19 protein-coding genes are annotated in these 25,857 nt (G+C 71.5%); 12 read left to right on the top strand and 7 right to left on the bottom strand.

From position 1 onward, the window contains the following. Positions 1-236: 236 nt before the first annotated feature. The gene (locus ACFVTC_RS20335; RefSeq protein ID WP_390128818.1) at positions 237-1,364 is read right to left on the bottom strand and encodes an MFS transporter; all 1,128 of its coding nucleotides are present in this window, start codon (positions 1,362-1,364) and stop codon (positions 237-239) included. 194 nt (positions 1,365-1,558) lie between these two features. On the opposite strand from ACFVTC_RS20335, the gene ACFVTC_RS20330 reads away from it, so the two are divergent. The 3 genes from ACFVTC_RS20330 (at position 1,559) to ACFVTC_RS20320 (ending at position 4,271) form a co-directional block, all read left to right on the top strand. Next, positions 1,559-2,131, top strand: coding sequence for a CGNR zinc finger domain-containing protein (locus ACFVTC_RS20330; protein WP_390128816.1), 573 nt, complete (start codon positions 1,559-1,561; stop codon positions 2,129-2,131). An 817-nt stretch (positions 2,132-2,948) separates the two neighbouring features. Beyond that, positions 2,949-3,626 carry a hypothetical protein gene (locus ACFVTC_RS20325; RefSeq protein WP_390128815.1) on the top strand — a complete coding sequence of 226 codons (678 nt, stop codon included), beginning with the start codon at positions 2,949-2,951 and terminating at the stop codon, positions 3,624-3,626. A gap of 138 nt (positions 3,627-3,764) precedes the next feature. Then, positions 3,765-4,271 carry a hypothetical protein gene (locus tag ACFVTC_RS20320; protein WP_390128814.1) on the top strand — a complete coding sequence of 169 codons (507 nt, stop codon included), beginning with the start codon at positions 3,765-3,767 and terminating at the stop codon, positions 4,269-4,271. Here ACFVTC_RS20320 and ACFVTC_RS20315 read toward each other — a convergent pair. Beyond that, entirely contained in the window at positions 4,249-4,839 is a 591-nt protein-coding gene (locus ACFVTC_RS20315) for an NAD(P)H-dependent oxidoreductase (protein ID WP_390128812.1), read from the bottom strand. The genes ACFVTC_RS20320 and ACFVTC_RS20315 overlap by 23 nt on opposite strands. A gap of 70 nt (positions 4,840-4,909) precedes the next feature. Between ACFVTC_RS20315 and ACFVTC_RS20310 the strand changes: the two genes are divergently transcribed. After that, a complete protein-coding gene (locus tag ACFVTC_RS20310; RefSeq protein WP_390128810.1) occupies positions 4,910-5,893 on the top strand; it encodes a GlxA family transcriptional regulator in 984 nt (327 codons plus the stop codon). A 742-nt stretch (positions 5,894-6,635) separates the two neighbouring features. On the opposite strand, the gene ACFVTC_RS20305 is transcribed toward ACFVTC_RS20310, so the two are convergent. Both ACFVTC_RS20305 and ACFVTC_RS20300 read right to left on the bottom strand, forming a co-directional pair. Then, on the bottom strand, positions 6,636-8,723 hold the full coding sequence (locus ACFVTC_RS20305) for a SpoIIE family protein phosphatase (RefSeq protein ID WP_390128808.1): 2,088 nt from the start codon (positions 8,721-8,723) through the stop codon (positions 6,636-6,638). 377 nt (positions 8,724-9,100) lie between these two features. Then, the gene (locus ACFVTC_RS20300; protein WP_390128806.1) at positions 9,101-9,757 is read right to left on the bottom strand and encodes a DUF3159 domain-containing protein; all 657 of its coding nucleotides are present in this window, start codon (positions 9,755-9,757) and stop codon (positions 9,101-9,103) included. Between the two features lie 63 nt (positions 9,758-9,820). Between ACFVTC_RS20300 and ACFVTC_RS20295 the strand changes: the two genes are divergently transcribed. Continuing rightward, positions 9,821-10,297 (top strand): MarR family winged helix-turn-helix transcriptional regulator, encoded by a 477-nt coding sequence (locus ACFVTC_RS20295; RefSeq protein WP_390128803.1) that lies wholly within the window; start codon positions 9,821-9,823, stop codon positions 10,295-10,297. Positions 10,298-10,337: 40 nt separating this feature from the next. Beyond that, positions 10,338-11,552 carry an FAD-dependent oxidoreductase gene (locus ACFVTC_RS20290; RefSeq protein ID WP_390128801.1) on the top strand — a complete coding sequence of 405 codons (1,215 nt, stop codon included), beginning with the start codon at positions 10,338-10,340 and terminating at the stop codon, positions 11,550-11,552. 121 nt (positions 11,553-11,673) lie between these two features. Here ACFVTC_RS20290 and ACFVTC_RS20285 read toward each other — a convergent pair whose 3' ends face one another. Beyond that, positions 11,674-12,510, bottom strand: a complete 837-nt coding sequence (locus tag ACFVTC_RS20285) for an SAM-dependent methyltransferase (RefSeq protein WP_390128799.1) — start codon at positions 12,508-12,510, stop codon at positions 11,674-11,676. A gap of 163 nt (positions 12,511-12,673) precedes the next feature. On the opposite strand from ACFVTC_RS20285, the gene wrbA reads away from it, so the two are divergent. Beyond that, a complete protein-coding gene (gene wrbA / locus ACFVTC_RS20280) occupies positions 12,674-13,306 on the top strand; it encodes an NAD(P)H:quinone oxidoreductase (RefSeq protein ID WP_390128797.1) in 633 nt (210 codons plus the stop codon). Positions 13,307-13,371: 65 nt separating this feature from the next. Here wrbA and ACFVTC_RS20275 read toward each other — a convergent pair whose 3' ends face one another. Beyond that, on the bottom strand, positions 13,372-13,854 hold the full coding sequence (locus tag ACFVTC_RS20275; protein ID WP_390128795.1) for a MarR family winged helix-turn-helix transcriptional regulator: 483 nt from the start codon (positions 13,852-13,854) through the stop codon (positions 13,372-13,374). 236 nt (positions 13,855-14,090) lie between these two features. Further along, complete coding sequence (locus ACFVTC_RS20270; RefSeq protein ID WP_390128794.1) at positions 14,091-18,164, bottom strand: discoidin domain-containing protein; 4,074 nt, start codon at positions 18,162-18,164, stop codon at positions 14,091-14,093. A 352-nt stretch (positions 18,165-18,516) separates the two neighbouring features. On the opposite strand from ACFVTC_RS20270, the gene ACFVTC_RS20265 reads away from it, so the two are divergent. The 5 genes from ACFVTC_RS20265 to ACFVTC_RS20245 are packed head-to-tail and all read left to right on the top strand — an operon-like array spanning position 18,517 to position 25,813. Further along, on the top strand, positions 18,517-20,595 hold the full coding sequence (locus tag ACFVTC_RS20265; RefSeq protein ID WP_390128889.1) for a glycoside hydrolase family 27 protein: 2,079 nt from the start codon (positions 18,517-18,519) through the stop codon (positions 20,593-20,595). 35 nt (positions 20,596-20,630) lie between these two features. Continuing rightward, positions 20,631-21,914, top strand: coding sequence for an ABC transporter substrate-binding protein (locus ACFVTC_RS20260; protein ID WP_390128792.1), 1,284 nt, complete (start codon positions 20,631-20,633; stop codon positions 21,912-21,914). A gap of 1 nt (position 21,915) precedes the next feature. Next, positions 21,916-22,854 (top strand): carbohydrate ABC transporter permease, encoded by a 939-nt coding sequence (locus ACFVTC_RS20255; protein WP_390128790.1) that lies wholly within the window; start codon positions 21,916-21,918, stop codon positions 22,852-22,854. Continuing rightward, a complete protein-coding gene (locus ACFVTC_RS20250; protein ID WP_390128788.1) occupies positions 22,854-23,711 on the top strand; it encodes a carbohydrate ABC transporter permease in 858 nt (285 codons plus the stop codon). Before ACFVTC_RS20255 ends, ACFVTC_RS20250 begins: the two co-directional genes overlap by 1 nt. Continuing rightward, entirely contained in the window at positions 23,708-25,813 is a 2,106-nt protein-coding gene (locus ACFVTC_RS20245; RefSeq protein ID WP_390128786.1) for an alpha-galactosidase, read from the top strand. The genes ACFVTC_RS20250 and ACFVTC_RS20245 overlap by 4 nt, the downstream gene beginning before the upstream one ends. Positions 25,814-25,857 lie beyond the last annotated feature (44 nt).

The raw sequence follows: 25,857 nt of genomic DNA, 5'->3' as shown, positions 1-25,857 counted from the left end.
TGGTAGGTGATCCTTGATCGTCTTCCGGATGGACCCTTCGACATCCTGGCCCCGGTCTCCCGTCGGGCCGACCCCGCGTGGCCCGTGACGGTACGTGAGGAGACGGGGGGCGGGGCGAAGCCGAGAGCTCGGGGGAGGCCCGCGCGCTCGGGATCGGCTCGGCCGGAGGGGGCGGTGGTCCAGGCGGCCCACCCGGCCGGGGGACGCGGGAAGGCGGCCGCCGGTGTCCGTACTGGTCAGTGAGCCGATCCGTGTGTCAACCCGGTCGCCGCCGAACGAAGTTCATCGTGCGCAACCGGGGGAGCGGCGGCCCGGACCAGGACGGGTTGCAGGGCCGCGAGCAGCAGGCACGCGAGCGCCATCACACTCCACAAGCCCGCTGGTCCGGCGTGTTGGAGCAGTTGCGTCCCCGCCAGGGGGGCGGCGACACCCGCGATGCCCCAACTGGTGCCGTAGACCGCCAGATAGCGCCCGGTGCCGCCGGGCGGGGCCAGGCTCGCCACGACCGCGTGGGCGCGGCCGACGAGGAGCAGGTCTCCCATGCTCCACACCACGGTGGACGTCAGGTAGGCCGGCAGGCTGTGGGCGAACGCGTACCCGGCCAGCCCCAGCGCCGACAGCAGGTGACCGACGGTCAGGGCGACGGGCGTGGAGAGGGCGGCGAGCCGCCGCCACCGCATCAGCGGCTGTCCCGCCGTGACGGTGAGTGCCGAGGCGGTGAACAACAGACCGGCGTCGGCGGGGCGCAGTCCTTCGCGGACCAGGGCGAGCGGGAGCATGATCATGATCTGGAGGTGGACCACGGCGAACGCCGACCCGGCCGCGAGCATGCGGAGCAGCGCGCGATCGCGCCACGGGGCGATGGAGGACCTCTGATCGATGGCCGCCGCCGTGACACGACGGTCCGCGGGGAGGAGCAGGCGCACGGCGAGGGCGCAGAGCAGGCACGTGACGGCGTCGACGACGAACAACCGGCGCAGGTCCCAGTGGCCCACGGCCGCCGCCAGAAGTCCCGCGCCCATGCCGGCCGCGGCCAGCGCCGCGTTCAGCAGGCCGTAGGCGCGGACCTGTTCGTCCGGTGCCACGACGTCGGCGATCATCGCCTGGCTCGGTGGTTCGTAGATCTCGAAGACGAGGCCCAGCAGCACGGCGCAGCAGACAGCGCTCGCCAGGCTGTCGGCGGCGGCGAGTCCCAGCTGCGCCACCGCGCACCCGGTCAGGCCCAGCACGATCGTGCGGCGTCGGCCGATCCGGTCGGCCAGTCGTCCGCCGGCCAGGCGGGAGGGGATCGTGGCGACGCCGAAGGCGGCACTCACGCATCCGGCGACGGCGGCACTGGCCCCGAACCCCGTCGTGACGAGCACGGTGAGAAACGATAGGGAGAACGCTCCCAGCCGGTTCACCGCCCGCGCCACGGCCAACAGCCGCACCGCTCGCGGCAACCGTGTCCCGCCCCGCACCAGAACCCACCCCACCCTCGTAACCGACGAATCGACTATCGTCGGTGATGCACGAACCGGAATGGACGGTAGAAGGGGAAGGAGTGACCGGTCAAGTGATGTTCGATGGTCACGTGGTGACGCTGCTGGATGTGGCTGTCTCGCTCGTGAACGTGCTGACCGACGGCGCCCGGCAAGGCCGTCCCTACACCGCCCCGCGGGGCGACCGGCTCCCCGGGGCCGTTCACGACGCGCTGCCGCCGGCCCCCGGCCGCGCCGCGGTCGAGCCGGAGCACGCGACCTGCCTCGCGCAGACGGCCGGACGGATGCGAGAGGTGTTCGACGCCGTCGACGCCGACCGCACCGACCGGGCCGCCGAGCTCGTCAACGCCCTGCTGCGTACCACCGGGGCCCGCCCCCAACTCGACCGCGTCGACGGCGAGCCCTGGCAGGTTCACTTCCACGGTGCCGACGACAGCCTCTCCGTGGGATGGAGCGCCGGATGCGCCACCGCCCTCGCCCTGGCCATCGGCAGCGACCTCGCAGGACGCCTCGGGGTCTGCTCGGCACCGCGATGTGACCGCGTCTACGTCGACAACTCCCGTAACGCGGTGCGCCACTTCTGCTCGGACGCGTGCCGCGGCCGCGTCAAGGCGGCGGCCTTCCGCTCCCGCCGGGCCGCGCAGGACTGAGGCCTGACGGGCGGACAGGCGTTCGTGGTCGAGCGGGTCCGCCCTCGCCGGCAGCGGTGTCGCGATCGAGGGGCGGTTCGAGCCGCCGCGAGCGGCTCGGCTCGGCGTCGACGAGCAGGTGACGACGGCGTCCTGGTCGGCCTGGAGGGTGGCGAGCACGTCCCGCGTCCGGGGTGACCGGTCGGCGCCGAGGCGGGCGATGAGGGCCGACCGGCCGTCGAGCGCGGCATGCCGTTCGAGGCTCTCCGCGTTGGCCGCGCAATGCTGCTCTTCGCCGGCGTGTCGCACCGCCGGCCCGGCGGCCCCGCGCGAGATCCATCATCTGAAAAGGCCGACGCGCTTCCTGAATCTCCTCTTTCCGCGGCTTGCGAGTTCGGTCGGCCATTCCCGGGGCCGCCATCGCCGGCGGACCGCCGTCTCTTCTCTTCGCTTGGCGCCCCGTCAGCTCTCCTTCTCGGGCGGCGCCGTCCGCCGGCGAACCCCTGACGTCGGGTGACCAGTGGGCGACCCGCCGGTTCGTGACGCGCCGACCCTGTCGGCGTCGGGACGGCGGCGGGCGCCGGAGACTCCTCGTATCCGGTCCGACGAAGCGTCAAGTGCGTCCGTTCGAGGCGGCTTTGGATACTCGGCCAGTGTGCTCTGAGCTGCGGAAACGGGTGTCGTACCCCCAATTGGCCGACTTCCGGTGCGTCTCCGGCGTGCCTGATATTACATATAAAGAGATTATCGGTTCATTCAGTCAGATATTGGCTGATTGGTCGACGACTCAGAGATCTCAGAGATTGGGAAGAGCCTCATGATCACGCGCAAAATTGCCATGACAGCAGGCGCGGCGGCAGCCGCGGCGCTCGTCGCCACGGGCGTCACCTACGCCTCGGCCCCCGAGGTCCCCTCGGCTGCCGCGGCCACCCCCACCGTCAACCAGGCCGCCCCCACGGGCGGTGACAGCGGGCAGGCGAAGGGCAACGGAGCCGGCGGAGCTGTGGCCGGCAACGGAGGAGACAACGGCGGCCGTGGCGGCGACAACGGCGGCCGTGGCGGCGACAACGGTGGCGGCGGCCGTGGCGGCGACAGCGGCGGCGGTGGCGGCGGTGGCGGCCGTGGCGGCGACGACGGCGGTCGTGGCGGCGACGACGGTGGCCGTGGCGACGACGACGGTGGCCGCGACGGTGGCGGCCGTGACGGCGGCGGCCGCGGTGGCCGTGGGTACGAAGGGCGGATCGACTTCAACGAGCGGTCGTACTCCGCCCAGAGCTGGGGCTGCATCACCGTGGTGAGCGGTCTCGGTTCGCGTAGCTTCAACGTCCGCAACGACAGCCGCCGGACCGTCGAGGTCTTCCGCGGCGCGACCTGCGACAACGGTTCGCCCGTCGCCACGGTCGGCCCGTGGAGCACCACCAACGGCGTCGTGTCCCACTTCGTCCACGGTGGCGTGAAGGTCCGCGACGGCGTCGTGGGCAGCTTCCGGGTGGTCCGGGACCGCCACGGCTGGTAACAACAGCAACGCCCGCACATCACGGAGGACCCGGCCCGCTGCAATAGTGCCGGGTCCTCCGGCATGGGTGGTGCGAGCGCCGAACCCGTTCACGCCCTCGCCGTTGAGGTGACGGGCGCGCTCGTGGATGCTGGCGAGGTGGACGACGCGAGCGCATTCATGCTGAGACAGCTCCGGGCACTGGATCCCGCGGTGCGCGCGGACGTCCTGCGTGTCCTGGACCGGGTGGTCCGGGATCTGCCCGCCCACTGGCGGCGGCGCAAGGGGGTGCCTCAGCTCATGGTGTTCCTCGACGGCCCGGCGGCCGTGCGCGTGGAGCGGATCACCTTCAGGGAGATGTCCCGGCACGGCTACCTCGACGAGTTCAGCCGCTGGTCCGCGTCCGTCCCGGCGGAACGGGCCGAGGACCACGGGTGTGCCGCACTGGTGTACGGAGACCGTATCCACGCGAGGATCAACCGGATCGGTCCCTTCGGCTCGGCCTGGCACCTTCCGGACACCCGCGTCGACGTCCGCACCGTCCATCGGGAACTGCGCATCAGCCCCACCTTCTCGCTCCCTTTCGAGATCGAAGGCCGGTTCTTCCCGCGGCTCGTCTTCCCGGCGTGGGTGAGCGACACCCTCACCCGCGCGCGGCAGGGCTGACCGGAGGTCGTGCGTCGAGGTCCTGGTGGGGGAGGGGGCCGGTGATGAGCAGCCTCCGGTACCGCTCGGTGTGCTCGGCCAGTTCGTCGTCGCTGACGCCGCGTGCGTCGTGGAGGACGAGCGGCCGGCCGAAGGTCATGCCCATGCGGTGAGCGGTCTGTTCCAGCGGCCGCAGCAGTTCGGTCATGGTGAAGCGGTGGAAGGCGCCGGGCCGGTAGGCGTCGGCGACCCCGCCGGTCGACGTGACGACCAGCAGCGTCTTGTCGGTGAGCAGTCCGCGGGTGTCGTAGGCGAATCCGCGCGTCATGACCTCGTCCAGCCACTGCTTGAGAAAGCCGGGCACGGAGTACCAGTGCAGGGGGAACTGCAGCACGATCACCTCGTTCTCACTCACCAGACGCTGTTCGGCCGCGATGTCGAGGCGCCGGTCGGGAAAGGCGGCGTGCAGGTCGTGCAGGGTGACGTGGGCCAGGCCGCGGGCGGCACCGGCCATGGCCCGGTTGATCCGCGACCGGGCGAGGTCCGGGTGGCCGAGCAGGACGAGGGTGCGGGGGGACAGGTCGGTCATGGTGTTCTCTCTCGGTTCGGTGCTTCGTCGGATTCACGGCCCGGGGCGCTTAGCCTGAGGTGGGGTCGTCGTGGAGAGGCTGGAGCCGATGCCGCAGCAGCAGGACGCCGGACGCCGGGTCGCGATCCTGGCCTTCGAGGGCGTCACGTTGATCGACGTGGCGGGCCCCGCGGACGTCTTCAGCCATGCGGGCCGGTACGGGCCGGGCTACGAGGTGAGCGTGGTGTCGCCGGACGGGGCGGACGTACGGACCTCGACCGGGCTCACGCTGCACGTCGAGTCCGCCGCGGCGGACAGCGGCCCCGCGCACACCGTGTTGGTGCCCGGTGCGTACGGCATGGTGGACCGCCCTTTCGACGCCGGGCTGGTGGAAGCGGTCCGGCGGCTGACGGCCGGGGCGGAGCGGATCGCGTCGGTGTGCACGGGGGCGTTCCTGCTGGCCGAGGTGGGACTGCTCGACGGACGCAGGGCCACGACGCACTGGCGGCAGGCGAAGGAGTTCGCGCGCCGCTACGAGCGGGTAGCGGTGGAGGCGGACGCCCTCTATGTGCGCGACGGCGCCATCCTGACCTCGGCGGGAGTCAGCTCCGGCATCGACCTGGCCCTCGCACTGGTGGAGGACGACCACGGTCCAGGGGTGGCACGAGAGGTGGCCGAGGCCATGGTGGTGTTCATGCAGCGCCCCGGCGGGCTGTCGCAGTTCTCCGCACCGTCCCGCCGCCACGTCTCCCGCGACCACCCGCTGCGGGCACTGCTGGACGCGATCGCGGCCGATCCCGGCCGCGACCACAGCGTCCCGGCGATGGCGGCCATGGCGGCGGTCAGCGTGCGGCAGCTGACCCGGCTGTTCCATGACGAGATCGGAACGACCCCGGCCCGCTACGTCGAGATGGTCCGCCTGGAAACCGCGCAGGCCCAGCTCCAGGCCGGCCACACCGTCGCGGTGGCCGCGGCCCGGAGCGGATTCGGCAGTGCCGAGACCCTCCGCCGGGTGTTCACCAGCCGCCTCGGGATGTCCCCCGCCGCCTACCGCGATCACCTCGGCGCACCCTGACCGGCGCCGGGTCCACCGGCGCGCCGGCCGCCGGGGCGCGGTTCCCGTTGCCTCCTCCTCGGCGAAGACCCCGGTGACGAGGTTCTCGGTGACGAGGTCCTCGGTGACGTACGGCATGACACATCTCCCTGGCCCGCTGTCCTGATCCGTCAGATCCGTCAGATCCGTCAGATCCGCCTGATCCGTTTCGATCCGTGTGATCCGGCGACACGTCCGAGCCTGCCCGCCGCTCGCCCCCGGGTGAATGGATCTTTCTGCCGGGAGCACCACACATTCGGCCCGGGACGCCGTCGTTCCCCGGTCCCGGCAGCCCGGCGCTCCGGGTGGAAGGAGGTGCGCCGCTCGGACATGGCGCGCTTCGTTCCGGCTCTCCGGGTACGCGCGGGCAGATCGTGCCGAACCGGCGTCATCCGTATGTCGACGAGACGGTTCCGCTTGTCCCGCGGCGGGCCGGTGTGACGGACGGTCGGATCACCACCGTGTCCGTCGGCAGTCCGCGCCGGTGCTTCACCCCGATGGGCGGGAACCGGCCGCGCTCCCGCCGCCCGCCCCGGCGTCCGCGTCGGGGACCGGGCCGCCGAGCAGGACTGATCCGACAGCCGCGTCCCGACCGACTCGCGCCGACCGACTCGCGCCGACCGACTCGCGCTGACCGACTCGCGCCGATCTGACGCCGCACTGGACGCCGGTCGGTCCGGAAGCGGAGAAGCGGTCCCCGCAAAAGGGCATCGCCGACGGGGCGTCAGGCGGCCGGCAGTGACTGTTCGGCCCAGATGGTCTTGCCGCCGTCCTCGTACCGGGTGCCCCAGTGCCGGGTCATGGAGGCGACGAGGAACAGACCCCGCCCTCCCTCGTCCTGGAGGCGGGCGTGGCGCAGGTGCGGCGCGGTGTCGGCGTCGTCGCTGACCTCCACCGTCAGCGTGCGGTCGAGGATCAGGCGCAGCCGGATGGCTCCTTCCGCGTGACGGATCACATTGGTGGCGAGTTCGCTGACGACCAGGTCGGTGACGAACACCTGGTCCTCCAGACCCCACTGCGCCAGCCGGTCGCGTGTCGCCCGCCGGGCCTCGCGGACCGAGACCGGCTCGGACGGGAAGGTCCAGGTCGCGACGTGGTCCGGTGCGAGGGACCGGGTCCGGGCCACCAGCAGCGCGGCCCCGTCCTCCGGTGCTGCTCCCCGCAGCACCTTGTACGCTGCCGCGTCGCAGATCTCCGCGGGGTCGGCCGAGGCGTCGGCGACCGTCTCGCGCAGCCGGCTGGCCCGCTCGTCCGCATCGGCCGGATAGCGGTCCGCGCTGCCGTCCGAGAAGAGGGACAGCAGGCTTCCGGCGGTCAGCCGCGTGGTGTGCAGTTCGTAGGGCACACCGCGGCCCAGCGGCTCGCCGCGCGGTACGTCGAGTTCGCTGACCACGCCCTCAGGGCTGGTGACCAGGGGGCTCTCATGGCCCGCCGAGGCCGCCGCGCACCGGCGGGTCACCGGGTCGTACGTGACATACACGCACGAGGCGGTGAAGGGTGGCCGCGCGTGCAGCAGGGTCATTGGGTCCGAGTCCTGTTCGCGGGCGAGCCGTTGGGCGACGTCGTCGAGATGGACCAGCAGCTCGTCCGGCGGCAGGTCCATGGCGGCCAGCGTGGAGACCGCGGTGCGCAGGCGTCCCATCACGACGGAGGCCGGCAGGTCCTCTCCCGGCACGTATCCGATGACGAGGCCGATCCGGCAGCTGGAGAGGCTGAGGACGTCGAACCAGTGCGCGCCGTACCGCCCCGGCATGTAGCAGTGCGACGACTCCACCGCCGCCGTCATCGGGGCCGTCCGCGGCAGCAGGCTGCGCTGAAGCGTGGTCGCGACCGTGTGCTCACGGGTGAAGCGGCGGGCGTTGTCGACACAGAGGGCGGTGCGGGCGGCGAGCTGTGTCGCCAGCGACAGATCCTCCTCGTCGAAGGGTTCGGGGTGCGAGCCGGCCCGGTAGAAACTGGCCAGCCCGAGCACGAGCCCGTGCACCGTCAGCGGGGTCACGATGAGTGAGTGCACGCCGGTCCGGCGGATGAACTCGGCGCGCAGCCGGTCGTTGGCCAGCCACCGGCGGGCCGAGACGACCGATCCGACCAGGCGCGGGCGGAGATCGGCCAGCGCCTGGGTGTACGGCGTGGGGATCGCGAAGTGACTGGTACTGCCGATCGGATAGGCGCCGTACTGCCCTTCGTGGGCCTTGAATCCGGCGCGCTTCATCGGTGGTTGGTCGGTGACCGGGCCCACGGGCGCGTCGCCCGCGAACACCGACTCCAGCAGATCCACGGCGATGGCGTCGGCGAAGGCCGGGACCGCGATCTCGGCGAGTTCCTGCGCGGTGCGCGCCGCGTCCAGGGACGATCCGATCCTGGCGCGCGCGATGCTCAGCAGGTCCAGCTCCTCCTGCCGGCGGACCTGGTCCGTGACTTCGTGGATCATGGAGGCGGCCCCGATGGACCGGCCGTGCTCCCGCAACGGGTAGCCGGTGACCGCATAGTCGTGCCGGTTGCCCGGATCTGCCGCCGGGTACGTCGACACCGGCCGGTCGAACACCGGGGACGACTCCGCCATCACCTCGCGGATGATCGGCGACAGCGGGAGTCGGGGGTCGAGGTCCTGAAGGCAGACCCCGATCACCTGGCTCGCGGGCAGTCCTCGCATGGCCAGAGCCGCCGGGTTGGCCCGCAGGACGCGAAGGTCCGTGTCGTAGACCTCCAGCCCGGCCCTGGCCTGCTCGAACAGGGCCTTCTCGAAGCCCTTCGCTCCGTTCGACGCGGTGGTGTCGGCCCTCGCGTGATCGTGTCGTTGTCCACGAGACATGATCAACCTCATCTCTCACCGACAAGCCCAGTAAACCCATGTCCGCGCCGGGGCCGCCACCGAGAGCGCGGCTCGTCCCGGGCCGCGGCGCGTCTCCGGCCGGCACCGTACGGAGGGACGTCAGGACACCCGGGCCAGGTCACGGCCTCTGTCGCCGGGTGGGTCGCCCCGACCGCGGTCCGAAGGCGGCGGCGTGCCCCGCCGCGACAGGGTCGGCGACAACGGTGCGCAGGGTCACCGAAGCGTCCGAGCGCCCTTGTCGGCCCCTCGCTGGTCATCGCTGGTCGAAGAGGCCGCCGGGTCGTGGAGGTACTTCCTGGGCACGGGAACGGGCACGGGCGCAGGCCGTGCGGCGTAGGCCGTGCGGCGCGGGTCGTTCACGCTGCGGGGCCGCGTGCGGGCATGGCTCGGCGGGCGAAGGCGATGGTGGCGGCGATGATGGCGGCGAAGACCGGTCCGGTGGCGATGTGGACCATGCCCAGGACGAGGGGTTCGTCGGCGCGGTAGTAGATGACCTGGAGGGCGGCGTTGACGACGTTCACCGCGACGCACACCCATGTGGAGTTGCGGTAGACGCGGCGCAGCCGTGGTACTTCGCGCCAGTTCGCGTGGCCTCCGCTGACCCGGTTGAGGATCACTCCGGTCAGGGGGCGGCCGATCAGGATGCTGCCCAGGCAGACGGCCAGGACGACGAAGGGGATCAGGGCGGGCAGCAGGAAGAACCCGCGTGCCTCGCCGGTGATGGCCGCCGCGCCCGCGCAGACGCCGACGACGAGCAGTCCGGCAAGGGCCTGCCGCAGTCTCTCCTTGCGCAGCAGGCGCCAGGCGAGCGTGGCGCCCGCGGTGGCGCCGGCCGCGATGAGGCCGGCGTCCAGGGAGCTGGCGGCGTTGGCCCCGAGGAACGCGACAGTGGGCGCGGCGGCGACCAGGACGCCGGAGAGTTTCGCGGTCCATCCCGCTCGTGGGGACGGCGCGGGCCTCTGTCGCGGGTCGGCCGTGGGGGTCGGGGTCGTAGGTGTGTCGGCGGTGTCCATGGATCGAGCGTTGCACATGAAACAGTCTCTGACAATCTAGTTTCACATGATACGGTCTCAGGTATGACGAATGCTGCTGGGGCGTTGCCGAGCCCGCGGGCGACCGACGGCCCGGATGATCGGTCGGTCTTCGCGCTGGGGCTGCTGATGCGGCGCGCCCACGACCGGGCGTTGACCGCGGTGGCCGGCGTCCTGCGGCCCCTGGGACTGGAAACGCGGCACTTCGCCGTCCTGATCGCCCTGTGCGACAGGGGAGCGATGAGTCAGAGCGCGTTGGTGGAGGCCACCGGCAGCGACCGGGCCACGATGGTCCGTGTTGTCGATGACCTGGAGCGCGAGCTCCTGGTGACGCGGGGGACCCTTCCGGCGGACCGGCGGGTGCGGATCGTCGCCGTGACGGAGCACGGCCGCGCGGTCTTCGACCGGGCGCACACGGACGTCGCGCCCGTCATGGACGGTCTGGTCGCCCATCTGCCGCCGGGTGAGAGCGATCGGCTCGTGGACCTGCTGACGCGCTTCGTCTGTCCCGGCCGTGCCTGATCCCCCCTTCAAGCCCCACGAGTTGAGCAGGAGAGCTGTGATGCGTGTGCTGATCGCCGGCGCCGGACTGGGCGGCTTGTGCCTGGCCCAGGGGCTGCGCCGGGCCGGGATCGAGGCCGTCGTCCTCGAACGTCGCGGCCGTGATGGGGAACAGCCGGCCACCTACGGCATCCACCTCAACACCGAGGGGATGCGCGCCTTGAACGCGTGCCTGCCGGACAGGGCGTGGCAGCGGCTGGTGGAGACCTCGGTTCCGGCGCCGGACAAGATCCGCTTCCACGACCAGGACCTGGGGGTGCTGGCCGTGCGGGACAACGAGGCGCACGGGGCGGTCGACGCGGATCTGCGGCGCCGGGCGGTGGCCCGGGACGCGCTGCGTGAGGCACTGCTGGTGGGGCTGCCCGCCGACGCGGTGCTGTGGAACACGGAGGTCACCGGTTACCGGCAGACCGCGGACGGGGTGCGGGTCACGTGTGCGGGGGGTCAGGTCTTCGAGGGGGATCTGCTCGTGGCAGCGGACGGCAGCAACTCCCGCCTTCGTGCGCTGCGTCTGCCGGGCCTGGAGCGTGAGGACCTGGGCATCGTGAACGTGTCCGGCCGGGTGGCGCTGTCCGGGTCGCTGATGGCCGAGATCCCCGACGGGCTGACCGATGGCTCGGTGAACAACGTGGTGCCGACGGGGCCTGGTTGGCTGTTCCTGTCCACCTGGGACGCTCCCGCGTCCGGCCGCCACCTGGTATGGGCCTGGGCCGAGAGTCGCAAGACGTATCCCGCGGACCCGGCCGTGATGGACGGGATCGCGCTGCGTGACCACGTCGCCGTGCGGACCGCGCACTGGGCACCGGTGCTTCACCGTCTGGTCGCCGCCACCGGGCCCGACACCGTCGCGGCGATCCCGCTGCGCACCATGCCCGCCCTCCGGCCGTGGGAACCCAGCGCTGTCACGCTGCTCGGGGACGCGATCCACAACATGACACCCATGGCCGGGATCGGGGCCAACACCGCTCTGCGGGACGCCGACGAACTGCGCCGCGCCCTGCTGGGCCCGGGGCCCCTTGTCGCCCTGGTCGGCCGTTACGAGAGCGCGATGCGCGACTACGCCAACGCCGCGCTGGCCCTGTCCACCCGCAACGCCCGCAGCGCCGCCACCACCGAGCGGCTGCCGCGCACCGCCTTCCGTACCGTTCTGCGGGTGGCGGAAGCGGTGCCCATGGTCAAGCGGCGCATCTTTCCCGCGCCCCCGCCGCGGCACTGACGGTCCCGCCTCCCGGTCCGGGGCGGCGCGGAGCGCCGTGCTGCGGCCCCGGACCGTGTCCGCCGAAGGAGAACGGGTCCATGGGGGTCCGTTCCGGCCGCCGGTCCAGCCGGTGCCGGTGTCACGCGAGCGTCGCCGCGGCCAGCCAGGAGCGGCCCTCGGCCCGCGGGCCGGGGGTGTAGGCGGGATGGGGTGTGCGACCGAAGCGGGCGGCCACGTCGGCGAGTTCGTACATGTCGGGCTGCCATCCGTGGCGGTGCAGCCAGGCGGCGGGATCGGTGGGGCCGGTCTGCCACAACCGGGTCAGGCCGGGGCTGATGCGGTCGGTGGCGGCGCGCAGGGACGGTCCGACCTCGAAGTGGTCGAAGGCGAGGGTGCTGCCTGGCGAGCTCAGCCCGCTCACGGTGGCCAGCAGTTGGTCGGAGGCCCGCTCGTCGAGCGCGTACAGGAGGCCCTCGACGAGCCAGGCCGTGGGCAGGTCGTCGCGAAACCCCTCGGAGCGCAAGCGGGCGGCCCAGCCCTCGCGCAGATCGGCGGGGACTGCGCGGCGGGTGGCCGTGTCCGGCCCCGCGTGGTCCTCCATCACCGCGTCCTTGAACCGCAGCACCGGTTCCTGGTCGATGTCGAAGACGATGGTGCCCGCGGGCCATTCCAGCCGCCAGGGGCGGCTGTCCATGCCGGACGCCACCAGGACGACCTGACGGCATCCCCGCTCGGCCGCCGCGCGGAGATGGTCGTCGAAGAACCGGGTCCGTACGACGGCCTGCGTCCGCATGAGCGAGACGAAGGACTGGGCCCGATGCCGCGGACCGAGGACGTCCCCGGCCGCCTGCAGGAAGCGCTCGGCGTACGGATCGGCGAACAGGCCTTCCGGGGTGCGGTGTTCGGCAGCGCGCAGAGTGGCGACCGCGAACGCGGTGCGGCCGATCGCGTCGATGCCGGAGACGTCCCGTTCCATAGGTGAACCACCTCGGGATCCGAGGCGCGGCGGGGGCACGGCGTGGCCGCCCCGATCCGTGGCGCCGACCTTCTGTTACGATAGAGACGGTATCATTCAATACCGTCTCGCGAGATACGCCTACTGCTGACGCGCCCCGCGCGTTGCTGGGAAGGTGAGACTCATGCCGGAACCGACCGCGAACGTCGCCGTCGTCTACTACTCCGCAACGGGAACGATCTTCACGCTGGCCGGCGGGATAGGCGCCGGCGCCGCCGACGCGGGGGCCGAGGTCCGCCTGCGGCGGGTCATGGAGACGGCGCCGGCCCAGGCCGTGGCGCGCAACGACGCCTGGACGGAGCACCTTTCCGCCACCCGGCACATCCCTCTGGCCGGTCACGAGGACCTGCTGTGGGCGGATGCCATCGTGTTCGGCACGCCGTCCCGCTTCGGCAACGTCGCCGCCCAGCTCAAGGCGTTCATCGACACCCTGTCCGGACTCTGGCACCAGGATCTGCTGGCGGACAAGGTCTACAGCGGCTTCACCTCGACCGCCTCACGCCATGGCGGCCAGGAATCCACCCTGCTGGCGCTGTACAACTCCGCCTATCACTTCGGCGGCATCATCGTCCCGCCCGGCTACAAGAACCACGTGACCGACGGGCCCGGCAACCCTTACGGGACCGGCCATGTCACCGGCGAGGACGGCTCCATCGCCGTCGGCGAGGAATCCCTGACCGCCGCCCGCGCCCAGGGCCGGCGTGTGGCGGAGGCGGCGGCAGCCCTCAAGGCGGGCTTCGCCGCGAAAGCCGGGTGAAACAGTGGAACGACGCCTGCTCCTGCGATGCCCGTCCGCTCGGTCGGCAGACCGTACGGACGGACTCACTCCTCGTCGTCCGGGTGGGTGAACCGGTTGAGCAGGTCCGTCAGCTGCTCGGCCTCACCCGCCCCCAGATGCGTGACCAGGTGCTCGGCCAGCGGCTCGGCCGCGGCGTGGGCCCGGTCGAAGAGCTCCAGGCCCTTCTGCGTGATCTCCACCACCCGTACCCGGCGGTCCCCCGGGACCGCCTTGCGCACGGCCAGACCCTTGCTCTCCAGGTCGTCCACGACGCGCATGATCCCCGCCTTGTCCGACCCCGCCGCCTGGACCAGGTCCCGCTGCACGGTCGGGCCGCGGTCGGCCAGCACGATCAGCACCCCGAAGTGCCGCAGCTCGATCCCGAGCGGCCGCAGGGCCTCCGCCATCACCGAGGCCGCCCGCCGGTGCGCCCGGCGCAGCAGCAGCCCGAGCGCGAACGGCGAGGCGTCCCCGGGGCGGTCCGTGGCTCGCGCGGGCGTCTTCTCGGGAGGGGTGTCGACGGTCATGAGACGGACATTACCAGACAGTCGAATCAATCAATACCGTATCGTTTGAAATCAAATAGGCCGCCGCGAGGGACTCGGGAGGGACTCGCGAGCGTGAGAACCAACGGCACACCATGAAGTCGGACGGCCGGCAACTCGATGCCGGCCGTGGTGTCCCCCGCGCCAACGGGAGACACCACGGCCGCCCGCCCTCGGCTCGTCCGCGGCCCCGCGGGGCCGCGGACGAGCCGGCTCGGTCAGTGCGGTGCCACCGCCGTCACCGTCGGCGCGTTGTACGCCTCGACCCGCAGTTTCGGCCTGCCCGAGCGGAGCGCCCCGGCCGGCCAGGACAGGGTGAGGGCGCGGGACTCGCCGGGCAGCAGCCACAGATAGTTGTCGCTGTACAGGGTCGGCAGTACCCGCTCACCGGTCGCGGAGTCGACGAGCGAGACACGGACCATCGCCGCGACCGAACCGCCCTTGTTGCGCAGCCGCGCGGTGAGTTCACCGCGGTCGCCCGAGTGGTCCGTGCCGGTGACCTCGGCGGACAGCCTGGTCCGGTCGGCGCGGTTGAGCGCCTGCATGGCCTGGGCGGTGCGGTGGCGCCAGTAGGTGTTCTCGGCCAGCAGTCGGCCGCTCGAGTCCTCCAGACGCAGCCGCAGCAGATGGAGATCGGGCAGGTCGTCCGTCCAGCCCGCGGTGAACGCGTCCGTGGTGGCCGACGGAGCGATGTCGACGGACTTCCGCCGCTGCGCGGCCACTTCGCGCCCCGACAGGTCGAGGAACCGGGCGGTGACCGTGGCGCGACGGACCGAGTCCGGGGTGTGGTTGACCGCGATCACCCGGCCGTCCCGCGGATCGGCCTGCACGTGCAGGGCCTCGTTGGCCTTGCGGGCGCCGTAGTAGGCGCCGTTGACGTCGAAGTCGTAGTCGTAGGTCTGCCAGACGGTGCTGTACCAGGCGGGGTGTGACATCCACAGCATCAGACCGGTCGCGTCGTCCCACAACTTCGCGTTCCATGCCTCGAACATGGCCCGGAAGTTCTCGTAGTTGACGAACTGCGCCTTGCGGCAGAAGTCGTCGAGGTCCTTGGCCGTGCCGAGCCGTTCCTCGACGGCCGCCATGTAGTTCTGCGGGGCCTGGTTGCCCCGCGTGCTCCAGTCGTGGAGGTACCAGGCGCCGCCCACCGGCCACTCGGGCTCGTCGCCGACCAGCCGGCGCATGGTCTCCGCCGTCGGCAGTACGGGCATGCCGATCTCGGTGTGGAAGCCGAAGTTGCCGCTGCCGTAGGTCGTCGGCGTGTAGTAACGCTCGGGCTCCACCCAGCCGTAGGGGCCGCCGCCCGTCACGATGCCGCCGGCCGAGTTGTTCTGGTACAGCACGTCCGGAGCCTCGGCCCGCACCGCCTTGCGCATGCCGTCGTCGACCGCGCCCGGAGGATTGCCCTCGTTGGCGCCGCACCACACCACGACACAGGGGTGTACGCGGTAGCGCCGCACGGTGTCCTGCGCGGCGTCGAGGAACAGCTGGTGGTTCGGCGGGTCCATGCCCCACGCGTTGGGGAAGTCGTTCCACACGAGCAGCCCGTGTTCGTCGCAACTGGCGAAGAACTCCTCACGGTTGCTGCACCCGACCCAGTTGCGGATCATGGTGAAGTTCATGTCCCGGTGCATCCGGACGGCCGCGTCCATCCGTTCGGCGGGCATCCGGCGCAGCAGTTCGTCCCAGCCCCAGTTGCCGCCGCGGCAGAAGACCCGGACGCCGTTGACACTGATCTTGAGCGGGTCGATGGAGTTGTCGACGGAGGTGACGTCCGTCCACTTGTCGCCGTCGTCCGACACCTGGATGGTGTACGTCTTCGCGTAGGCCTGCTCCCAGGTGATGGCGACCCGGTCGAAGCGCACCGGCGAACCGAGGTCGACCTGGATCCACTGCTCGTCCTCGTACGCCGAGGCCCAGCGGGTGTTGGGGTTGCCGTCCACGGCGTTCGAGGGCCCGTTGGAGTCCTGCTCCACGGACGATGCGGTGGCCGTCCTGCGCAGCGCGAGGTCGGTGCCGGCGGCGGTGCTGTCCACGACCGACAGGCCCCATATCGACGAACCCCAACTGCTGGCCCGGGTATGGCAGAAGACCCGCAGGTAGCGCGCGGTCCGCGCCGCGAAGTCCACGTTCTGCAGGCTCGCCGAACCGGAGGTGTGGAACGGCAGCGGAACCGCCGTGTTGTCCACGGCCTTCGCGTCGGTCCACTTGTCGCCGTCGTCCGACACCTGGACCGTGTACGTCTTCGCGTACGCCTGCTCCCAGGTGAGGACCACACGGTCGAACGAGAGGGAGGAACCGAGGTCGACCTGCACCCACTGCTCGTCCTGGAACGCGGAGGACCAACGCGTGTTGGGGTCACCGTCCGTGACGTTGCCGGCGCCGTTGGAGTCGGTGTCGACCGTGGAGGCGGTGGCCGGTCTGCGCAGCGCGAGGTCGGTGTCGGGCGCCGCGCTGTCGGCGACGCTCAGACTCCACAGCGAGGAACCCCAGTCCGTGGCCCGGGTGTGGCACGCGATACGCACGTACCGGGCCTTCTGCCGGGTGAGGTCCACCGTCTGCGCGTACGAGTCGCTGCCGGTCTGGAAGACCAGCGGCACCTGGTACTCGTAGCCGAACTGGCGGATGCCGAACCGTGTGGTGCGCCGGTCGCTCTCCTGCCCGTCGACCGATGCGGCCAGCGTCAGCCCGTGCAGCGCGGCCTCGCCGTAGCCGTTGGGCCACCACAGCTTCGGGTCGCGCAGCCGGAGCCGGGAGAAGTCCGCCGGGCTGAAGACGACGTCGGTGCTCTGGCCGCCGGGGACGGTGACCGTCCGGGTCACGCGTACGTCGTCGAAGGCCGCCGAGACGGTGACGCGTCTGCCGACCGTGTCGGCGTTGCGCACCGGCACGGTGATCGTCACCTCGGCCGTCCGCGTGTCCGGCAGGTCGGGCAGCCGCGAGTCCACGCGCGGGTCGCCGATGACGGCCGCGCCGGTGGAGCGCAGACGTACGTGGTTCCAGATACCGGCCGCCCGGTCGCGCACCGCGGGCATCCAGTCCCAGCCGGAAGAGGCCAGATAGGTCGGCGAGTTGCGGTTCATGGTGTTCGCGCCGGCGTCGACGAAGGCGAGACCCTGCGGGCCCTTGTCACCCGGGCTGCCGGGAACCGGCATCGGACTGATCTTCACGGCGACGGCCTGCTCGCCGTCCCCGAGCAGCTTCGTCACATCGAAGGCGCCCCGGGCGAACGGGCTCGTGACCGTACCCACTTGGGAGCCGTTGAGCCACACCTCGGCCTCGTGGTTGACGCCGTCGAACTCCAGCCAGACGTGCCGGCCGGTCCCCGTGCGCAGGCCCTTGGGCAGCTTGAACGCGCGGCGGTACCACCAGGAGTGACGGGAGAGTGCCTCGGGGATGTGCAGGTTGTTCATCCCGGCGACCGGGTCGGGGAGGTGACCGCGGTCCACGAGAGAGGTCAGGACCGTGCCCGGGACCGTCGCGGGCAGCCAACCGCTGGTGTCCACGGAGGGCTTGGACAGTTCCGCGCCGCCCTTGCCCGCCCAGTCGTCCATCGTCAGGTCCCAGCCGGACTCCAGCGGCACGGTGCCGTCCTCGCCGGCCCGCAGCGCCGGGGGCGTGCGGTGGTGGGTTCCCCAGTCGGTCCAGCCGGTCACCGACGGCCGTGCGGTGCGGCAGGTCCCGTACACCTGAAGGCCGTTGAGCCCGACGGGGTTCGCGTTGGACCGCTTGTTGACGGTCATGCGTACCCAGCGGGCGGTGGCGGGCTTCTGGAACGGGATCTCCATCACCCCGCCCTTGCCCGCGTCGGTGCGGAACGCGGTGGTCCAGGTGTGGTTGTCACGGGAGGTCTCGACGACGAAGTCGGTCGCGCAACTGGACAGGATCTCCTGGCCGGTGGTGTCCAGCCGGGGGTTGCCGCTGGACGAGTCCACGTACGGGGGATCGTCGAGCGTGGCCTCGAAGGTGAGCCGCAACGACTCCACCTCGCACAGCGCCTGAAGGTCGACGGAGATCCACTGCGGGTCGCCGACCGCGGCGCGCCAGCCCGAATTCCTCACACCGACACCGGTCAGGCCGTCGACGGCGAACTCGGCCGGAGTGGGGGCGTAGTCGGTGGAGGACACCAGCACCGGTCGGTTCGCAGCGAGTTCACCCCGGCTGGAAACAGTGCTCGGCCGGCCGGTGGCGGCCGCCGCGGGCAGGACCATGCCGGCGCCGAATCCGGCGAGCAGGGTGGAACCGGCCGAGAGAACGGCACGCCGGGAGGGAGGGGAGGACTGATTCGACATGAACCTTGGCTCCGATCAGGGATGTCGAAAAAACCGGGCGCTCGACTCGATGAAGGATGACAACGTTGCCAACGCCCATGACAACGTTGCCGAACACTGCCCCGACGTGCGCGCCCTGTCAAGGTTTCCGACAGATGACGGGTCACGGCTTCTAGTAAATTAGGAATTAATATTGACAAGGTTTCGGCCGCGGGCCAGAGTCGTCGCCGTGACGCCGAGGCCCGCGCCCAGTGCGGCCCGCGTCTCGCCCCTACTGCTTCCCAACCACCGGGAGTGGCACGTGACTTCGCAAGCACCCGTACCGAGGCCCGGTCTCCGGCGCCTCACCCGCCGCAGTGTCGCCACCGCCGCCATGGTCGTCGCCGCGGCGACCACGGCGCCCACCGCCTCGGCCACCACCTCCGCCCCGCGGGACCACGGCGCGCCCGCCTCGTACGACAGCGGACTCGCCCCGACTCCCTACATGGGCTGGAACACCTACTACGGCCTGGGCGCGCCCACCGAGAAGGAGGTCCGCTCCGTCGCCGACAAGCTGGTCAGCAGCGGTCTGCGCGACAGCGGCTACGACATCGTCTGGCTCGACGGCGGCTGGCAGGCCGACAATCCGCGTGACGAGCGGGGCCGGTTGGTGGCCAACCCCGAGCGTTTCCCCTCCGGCATCCCCGCCCTCGTCTCGTACCTGCACCAGCGCGGCCTGCGCGCGGGCATCTACACCGACGCGGGCACCTACGACGGCGGGAAGAGCTGCGGACTGGGCAGCCGCGGCCACTACGACGACGACGCACGGCAGTTCGCCGGCTGGAAGATCGACGCCATCAAGGTCGACTTCCTCTGCGGCATCGGCGCGAAGCTCGACCCGGGTCCCGCGTACAAGGAACTCGGCGACGCGGTCGCCAAGTCCGGCCGCCGGATGCTGCTGAACCTGTGCAACCCGCTCACGGACGACTGGGGCCTGCCGCACACCCCCGAGCAGGACGCCCACAACACCTTCGTCTACGCCCCGGCCATCGCCGACTCCTGGCGCACCGGCACCGACATCGCCTGGGGCACGCCGACCCCGGGCGAGTGGCCCAACATCCTGCGCAACATGGACGCCAACGCCTGGCACCCCGAAGCCCAGGGCCCCGGCCACTGGAACGACCCCGACTACCTCATCCCCATGCGCCCGATGTCCGACGGCACACCGGAGCTGACCGAGGAGGAGTCCACCACCCAGTTCGTGATGTGGGCCGAGATGGCCTCCCCGCTCGTCCTCGGCTCCGACCCGCGCACCCTGAACTCCTCGATGCTGGCCACCCTCCGCAATCCCGAGATCATCGCCGTCGACCAGGACCGCCTCGGCGTCCAGGGCGTCCGGGTCGCCTCCGACGACACCGGCGACGTGTACAGCAAGGTCCTCTCGGGCCGTGGCGAGCGCGCGGTCGTCCTGCTCAACCGGTCCGACAAGCCGGCCCGGCGCACCGTACGCTTCGCCGACACCGCCCTCGGCGGACCTGTCGCCGTGCGCGACCTGCGCGCCCGCGCCGACCGTGGCGTCCACACCGACTCCTACACGGTCGAAGTACCCGCCCACGGAACGGCGTTCCTCAAGCTCAGCGGCGCGGACGCGCTGCCCGGCGCCGGCCTGGGGGAGCGGACCACCTCCGACCCCGCGGTCGCGCGTTCCGGCGACACGGTGCACACCTTCCTGCGCGGGACCCACGGCACCCTGGTCCAGCACACGGACACCGGCCGCGGCGCACCGCGCACCCGGGACCTCGGCGGTCCGGTGAAGGGCGGCATCCTCGGCCAGCCCGCCGTGCACGCCTCCGCGGACGGCCGCATCGACGTCTTCGTGCGCGGCGCCGACTCCCGCGCCTACCGCCGGGTATACGCGGGCGGCCACTGGGGCGACTGGCAGAGCCTCGGCGGACGGCTCGGCGACGCGCCGTCGGTCGCGTTCACCGACCCCGGCCACTGGACGCTCGTCGCCCGTGACGGCGAAGGCCGGATCGTCCAGCGCGGCCCGTCCACCGGCTGGACCTCGCTCGGCACCCCCGACGGCCGTGTGACGTACGGCAGGCCGTCCGCGGCGGTCGACTCCACCGGCCGGGTGCACGTCGCCGTACGGACCGCGTCGGACGACGTCTGGACCCTCTCCCGGGACACCTCGGGCCAGTGGTCGCCCTGGAGCGCACTCGGCGGCACGGTCAGCGGAAGCCCGACCCTCGTCACCGTCGGCGACCAGGTCCTCATGTACGCGCGGGCCGGTGACTACACCCTCTGGCAGCAGCGGTACGAGGCGGGCTCCTGGCAGGGCTGGTCGAAGCGGCAGGAGTTCCCCAGCGCCGCGTTCGACGGAGCGCTCGGAGTCGTCGCGGGTGCGAACGACACGGTCGACGCGGTCTACCGCGGCGTCGACGGCACCGTCCACCGCACCGCGTTCAAGTAGATCAGCCACCCGTCCTGACCTAGCAGGAGTTTTCCATGACCCCTTCACAGACCAGCCGCCGGCGCTTCCTCGCCGGAGCCGGCGCGGCCGGAACCGCGGCTTTGCTCAGCGGTTGCGTGACCTCCACCTCGTCCTCGTCCAAGACCTCCTCCAAGGGCCCGGTCTCCCTGCAGTCCAACCTCTCCGCACCGCAGGCCAAGGCCGCGATGCAGGACCTGGTCGCCGCCTACAAGAAGAAGGGCGGCGTCGACCTCAACACCGTCGCCGCCGAGACGTTCCGCACCCAGCTGCCGACGTACCTCACCTCCGCCAACCCGCCGGACGTCTACACCTGGTACCCCGGCTCGGTCGCGGACGCCTACGCCCGCAAGAACCTCCTGCTGGATCTCGACGAGGTGTGGACCTCGCCCGACCTGCAGCGCTACTCCAAGGCCCTGCACACGCTGTGCACCTCCAGCGGCGGCAAGAAGGTCTTCGTGCCGACCACCTACTACTGGTGGGGCATGTTCTACCGCAAGTCCAACTTCGCGAAATGGGGCGTGAGCCCGCCCACCGACTGGGACGGCTTCCTCGACCTGTGCGACAAGCTCAAGTCCAAGGGCGTCGCACCGATCGGCCTCGGCGCGGGCGGCAACACCGCCTGGGTCGCCTCCGCCTGGTTCGACTACCTCGACATCCGCATCAACGGTGCCCAGTACCACCGCGAACTCCTGGCGGGCAAGCACCGTTTCGACGACCCCGAGGTCCACAAGGTCTTCGACCGCTGGAAGGAGGTCCTCCCGTACTTCGACCCCAGCGGCACCGCCGTCGCCTTCCAGGACGCCACCACCGCGCTGCTCAACGGCCGTTCGGGAATGATGCTGATCGGCACGTTCTTCGCCGACGCGGCACCGAAGGACGCGCTGGACGACATCGACTTCTTCCGCTTCCCCGTCATCGACCCCAAGGTCCCGCTCGCCGAGGAGGCGCCCACCGACGGGTACTTCGCCAGCGCCCGCTCCGGCCACCGCGACCAGGTCTTCGACCTGCTGCGCTTCCTGGCCGGCGCCGAGGCCCAGGAGATCTACCTCAAGGGCTCCTCCGGCACCGCGCTGCCGTGCCACCCGGACGCCAAGGACACCGGCACCCCGCTGGTGATCAAGGGCCGCAAGCACGTCGCCGAGGCCGCCGAGATCACCCAGTTCTTCAACCGCGACTCCAGCGACGCCCTCCAGCCCACCGCCGACACCGCCCTGACCAAGTTCATCGCCAAGCCGAAGGAGATCAACAGCATCCTGACGGACTGGCAGCGCGACGCCCAGAAGATCTGGGGAGCGTGACGTGGCCGTCCTCACCACGGCCGCCCGCAAGACGACCCCGGTCCCGACGCCGCCCCGCGGCCGAAGGGCCGGGGGCCCGCGCCGCACCCCTCCGATGGTCCTCGCGTTCGTCCTCGTCCCGCTGCTCGCCGAGGCGGTCTGGGTCTTCTGGCCGGCCCTGCAGGGCTTCTACCTGGCGCTCACCAGTTGGGACGGGGTCTCCGCACCACGTTTCGTGGGCCTCGCCAACTTCCGGGAGATGATGCACGACGACGTCTTCCGCACCGCGGCCCTCGACACCGTGCTGTGGCTGCTGCTCTTCGGCGGTCTGTCCGCGCTGCTCGGCCTCGGCACCGCCCTGCTGCTCCAGCAGGAGCGCCGCGGCGTGGGCTTCTACCGCGCCGCGCTGTTCCTGCCGGTGGTGTTCTCCCTGGTCGCCACCGCCCTCGTCTGGCAGGCGATCTACCAGCCCGACGGCGTCCTCAACCAGGTCCTCCAGTCCGTCGGCCTCGGCAGTCTGCGCCACGCCTGGCTCGCCGACCAGGACACGGCCCTGTACGCCGTCATCGTGCCCGCCCTGTGGCGCCAGATCGGCTACGTCATGGTGCTCTACCTGGCCGGCCTCAAGGGCATCGACCCCGCCCTGTACGAAGCGGCCAAGGTCGACGGCGCCGGACGCTGGCAGGCATTCCGTCATGTGACGCTCCCTCAGCTCCGCAGCGTCAACGCGGTCGTCCTGTCCGTCATCGTCATCGACTCGCTGCGCTCCTTCGACGTGGTGTGGTCCCTCACCCGCGGCGGCCCCTACCACTCCTCGGAACTGCTGAGCACCTACATGTACTCCACCGCCTTCCAGTCCCTGCGGCTCGGTTACGGCTCCGCCCTGGCCGTCGTCATCTTCGTGCTGGCCTTCGGAGTGATCGCTTCCTACCTCGTGCGCGCCTTCCGGGAGGCGGACTGATGACGACCTCGCACACCTCCGACGCCGCCCTGCGCCGACGCCGCCTGTCCACCGCCGGATTCCACGCCGGCGCCGGGGTCCTGTCCCTGCTGTGGCTGCTGCCGATCATCCTGGTCCTGGTCACCAGTCTGCGCTCCTTCGACGACATCGCCGCGCACGGACTGGGCAGTTGGCCCCGGTCCTTCACCCTCGGCAACTTCCGGCAGGCATGGGTCGACGGCGGCCAGCAGCGCGCCCTCATCAACAGCCTGCTCGTGACGGTCCCCTGTGTCCTGGTGACCCTCGCACTGGCCGCGATGGCCGCGTTCGGACTCAGCCGCTACGAGATGCCCTTCCGCCGCTCGCTGCTCCTGCTCATGCTCGGCGGCAATCTGCTGCCCCCGCAGATCCTGCTGATCCCGGTCTCCAAACTCAGCGAACTCATGGGCCTGTACGACACCCTGCCCGCGCTGATCGGCGTGCAGATCGGCTTCGGCGTCGGCTTCTACGTCTTCGTTCTGCACGGCTTCATGCGGTCCATCCCCGCGGAGATCCAGCAGGCGGCGGTCGTCGACGGCGCGAGCCCCTGGCAGATCTTCTGGCGGATCATCCTCCCCCTCACCCGGCCCGCCCTCGCCGCGCTCAGCGCGCTGTCCTTCACCTGGATCTTCAACGACCTGCTCTGGGCGATCACCGTCCTGCGCACCGACACCCGGATGCCCATCACCGCGGCCCTCATCGGACTCCAGGGCCAGTACGTGTCCATGTGGAACGTGATCGCGGCCGGCTCCGTCATCGCCGCCGCGCCGACGGTGGCCGTCTTCCTCCGTTTCCAGCGCCACTTCGTGGCCGGACTCAACCTCGGAGCAGTGAAGTGACGTCGTACGAGCGCTGGACCCTGCGCACCGAGAACACCAGTTACACCGTACGGCTGTCGCCCGACGGACCCTGGGCCGAGCTGGACGCGTGGGGGCCGCACGGGGCCGAGGACGGGCCCTCGGTCCTCGACTGGTCGCACCGTACCCACTTCATCACCCCGGCCGACGCGGCCCCCGCCGAGTATCTGCCGTACGGACAACGGCCCTTCACCGGTGCCGACCTGATCGCCGGCCGCCCCGGCCGGGAACGCGGCGTCTGGTGGGAGTTCAACGGAGCGGAGAAGGACGCCGGCACTCTCCGGCTGACCTTCACCGACGACCTCCTCGGCCTGCGCACCACGCTGTGCTACGCCGTCGTGCCGGGCACCGACGTCCTGCACCGCTGGACCGAACTCACCTGCACCGGCGCGGAGGAGCTGCGCCTGGAGCGCTTCGACTCCGGTGCCGTCAACGTGCCGGTCACCTCCGGAGCCCGGCTCACCTACCTCACCGGACAGTGGTCGCAGGAGTTCCAGCACACCGAACTCGCCCTCACCCGGGGCACCTTCACCATGGGCAGCACCCAGGGCACGCCAGGGCACGCCTACGCGCCCTGGCTCGCCGTCCAGGACCTCGCCGCGGACGACGCGCCCGCCTACGGTCTCGCCCTGGAGTGGGCCGGCAACTGGCACATCACCGCGGAGGCCGAACCCGGCGGCGCCGTCCGGGTCCGCGCCGGACGCGTGCCGCACGAGGGCGCCGTACTCCTCGCCCCCGGCGCGACACTCACCACGCCCCGCCTCGCCTGCGCGTTCAGCGCGGACGGACTCGACGGTCTCTCCCGCGTCTGGCACCGCTACGAACGCCACCTCGGCGGAGAGCGGCTGCACCGCCCCCGTAAGGTCCTCTACAACTCGTGGGAGGCGACCGGCTTCGACGTCGAGGCGGCCGGCCAGCTCGAACTCGCCAAGTCCGCGGCCGACATGGGCGTGGAACTGTTCGTCGTGGACGACGGCTGGTTCACCGGCCGCGCGGACGACACGGCCGGCCTCGGCGACTGGTATCCCGATCCGGCCGCCTTCCCGGGAGGCTTCGACCGGTTCGTCGAGGACGTCCGCGCGCTCGGCATGGACTTCGGCCTGTGGATCGAACCCGAGGCCGTCAGCCCCGGCAGTCGGCTGCTGACCGAACACCCCGACTGGGCCTACCGGATCGACGGCCGTCCGGCCCGCCTGGTCCGCAACCAACTGCTCCTGGACCTCGGCCGCGCGGACGTGCAGGACTTCGTCCTCGCCACCCTGGACCGACTGCTCGGCGAGCACCGGATCGACTACCTCAAGTGGGACATGAACCGGCCGCCCACCGAACGCGGCCGGCCCGGCCCCACCCCCGCCGAACGCCTCGACCTGGACGCCGCCCACGTCCACGGATACCTGCGTGTCCTCGACCACCTGCGCACCGCCCACCCCCATGTGACCGTCGAGGGCTGCGCGGGCGGCGGAGGCCGGATCGACCACACGACCCTCGCCCGCACCGACGTCGTCTGGCCCAGCGACAACACCGCGCCCCTGGACCGGCTCGCCATCCAGTACGGCTTCCTGCACGCCCACGCCCCGCACGTGATGAGCTCCTGGGTCACCGACGCCCCCGGAGTCTTCGACCCCCGCCCGCGCAGCCTCGCCTTCCGCTTCGTCACCGCGATGTGCGGTGTCCTCGGCATCGGCGCCGACCTGCGCACCTGGTCCCCGCGGCAACGTGCCGAGGCCGCCGGGTGGATCGCCCGCTACAAGGACGTACGCGACGTGATCCACCACGGCGAGACCCACCTGCTCGGCAGCCCGGACGACGCCACCTGCGGAGTCCAGTACGACGGCCCGGACGGCCGGACCGTCGTCGCCGCCCTGAACACCGGCCGCCTGGACGGCGCCCCCTTGGTGCCGGGCCGTCCCGCCCGGCTGCGCCCGCGCGGCCTCGATCCGGACGCCCGCTACCGCGACGAGGCATCCGGCGCCATCTACGGCGGCGCCCACCTCACGCACTACGGGCTGCCGTTCGCCTGGACCGCCGATCACGACGCCGAACTGGTCGTGCTGACGCGCCATCCGGGCCGGCGACCGGCGTAGGTTCGACCCACCCCGCCCCATGGGCACGTATTCCGTGCCCGACC

The organism is Streptomyces sp. NPDC057950 (assembly GCF_042887295.1).
GTDB classification, from domain to species: Bacteria; Actinomycetota; Actinomycetes; order Streptomycetales; family Streptomycetaceae; genus Streptomyces; species Streptomyces kaempferi.
The sequence above is the reverse complement of the archived record's forward strand: the minus strand, read 5'-3'. Positions and strand labels throughout refer to the sequence as shown.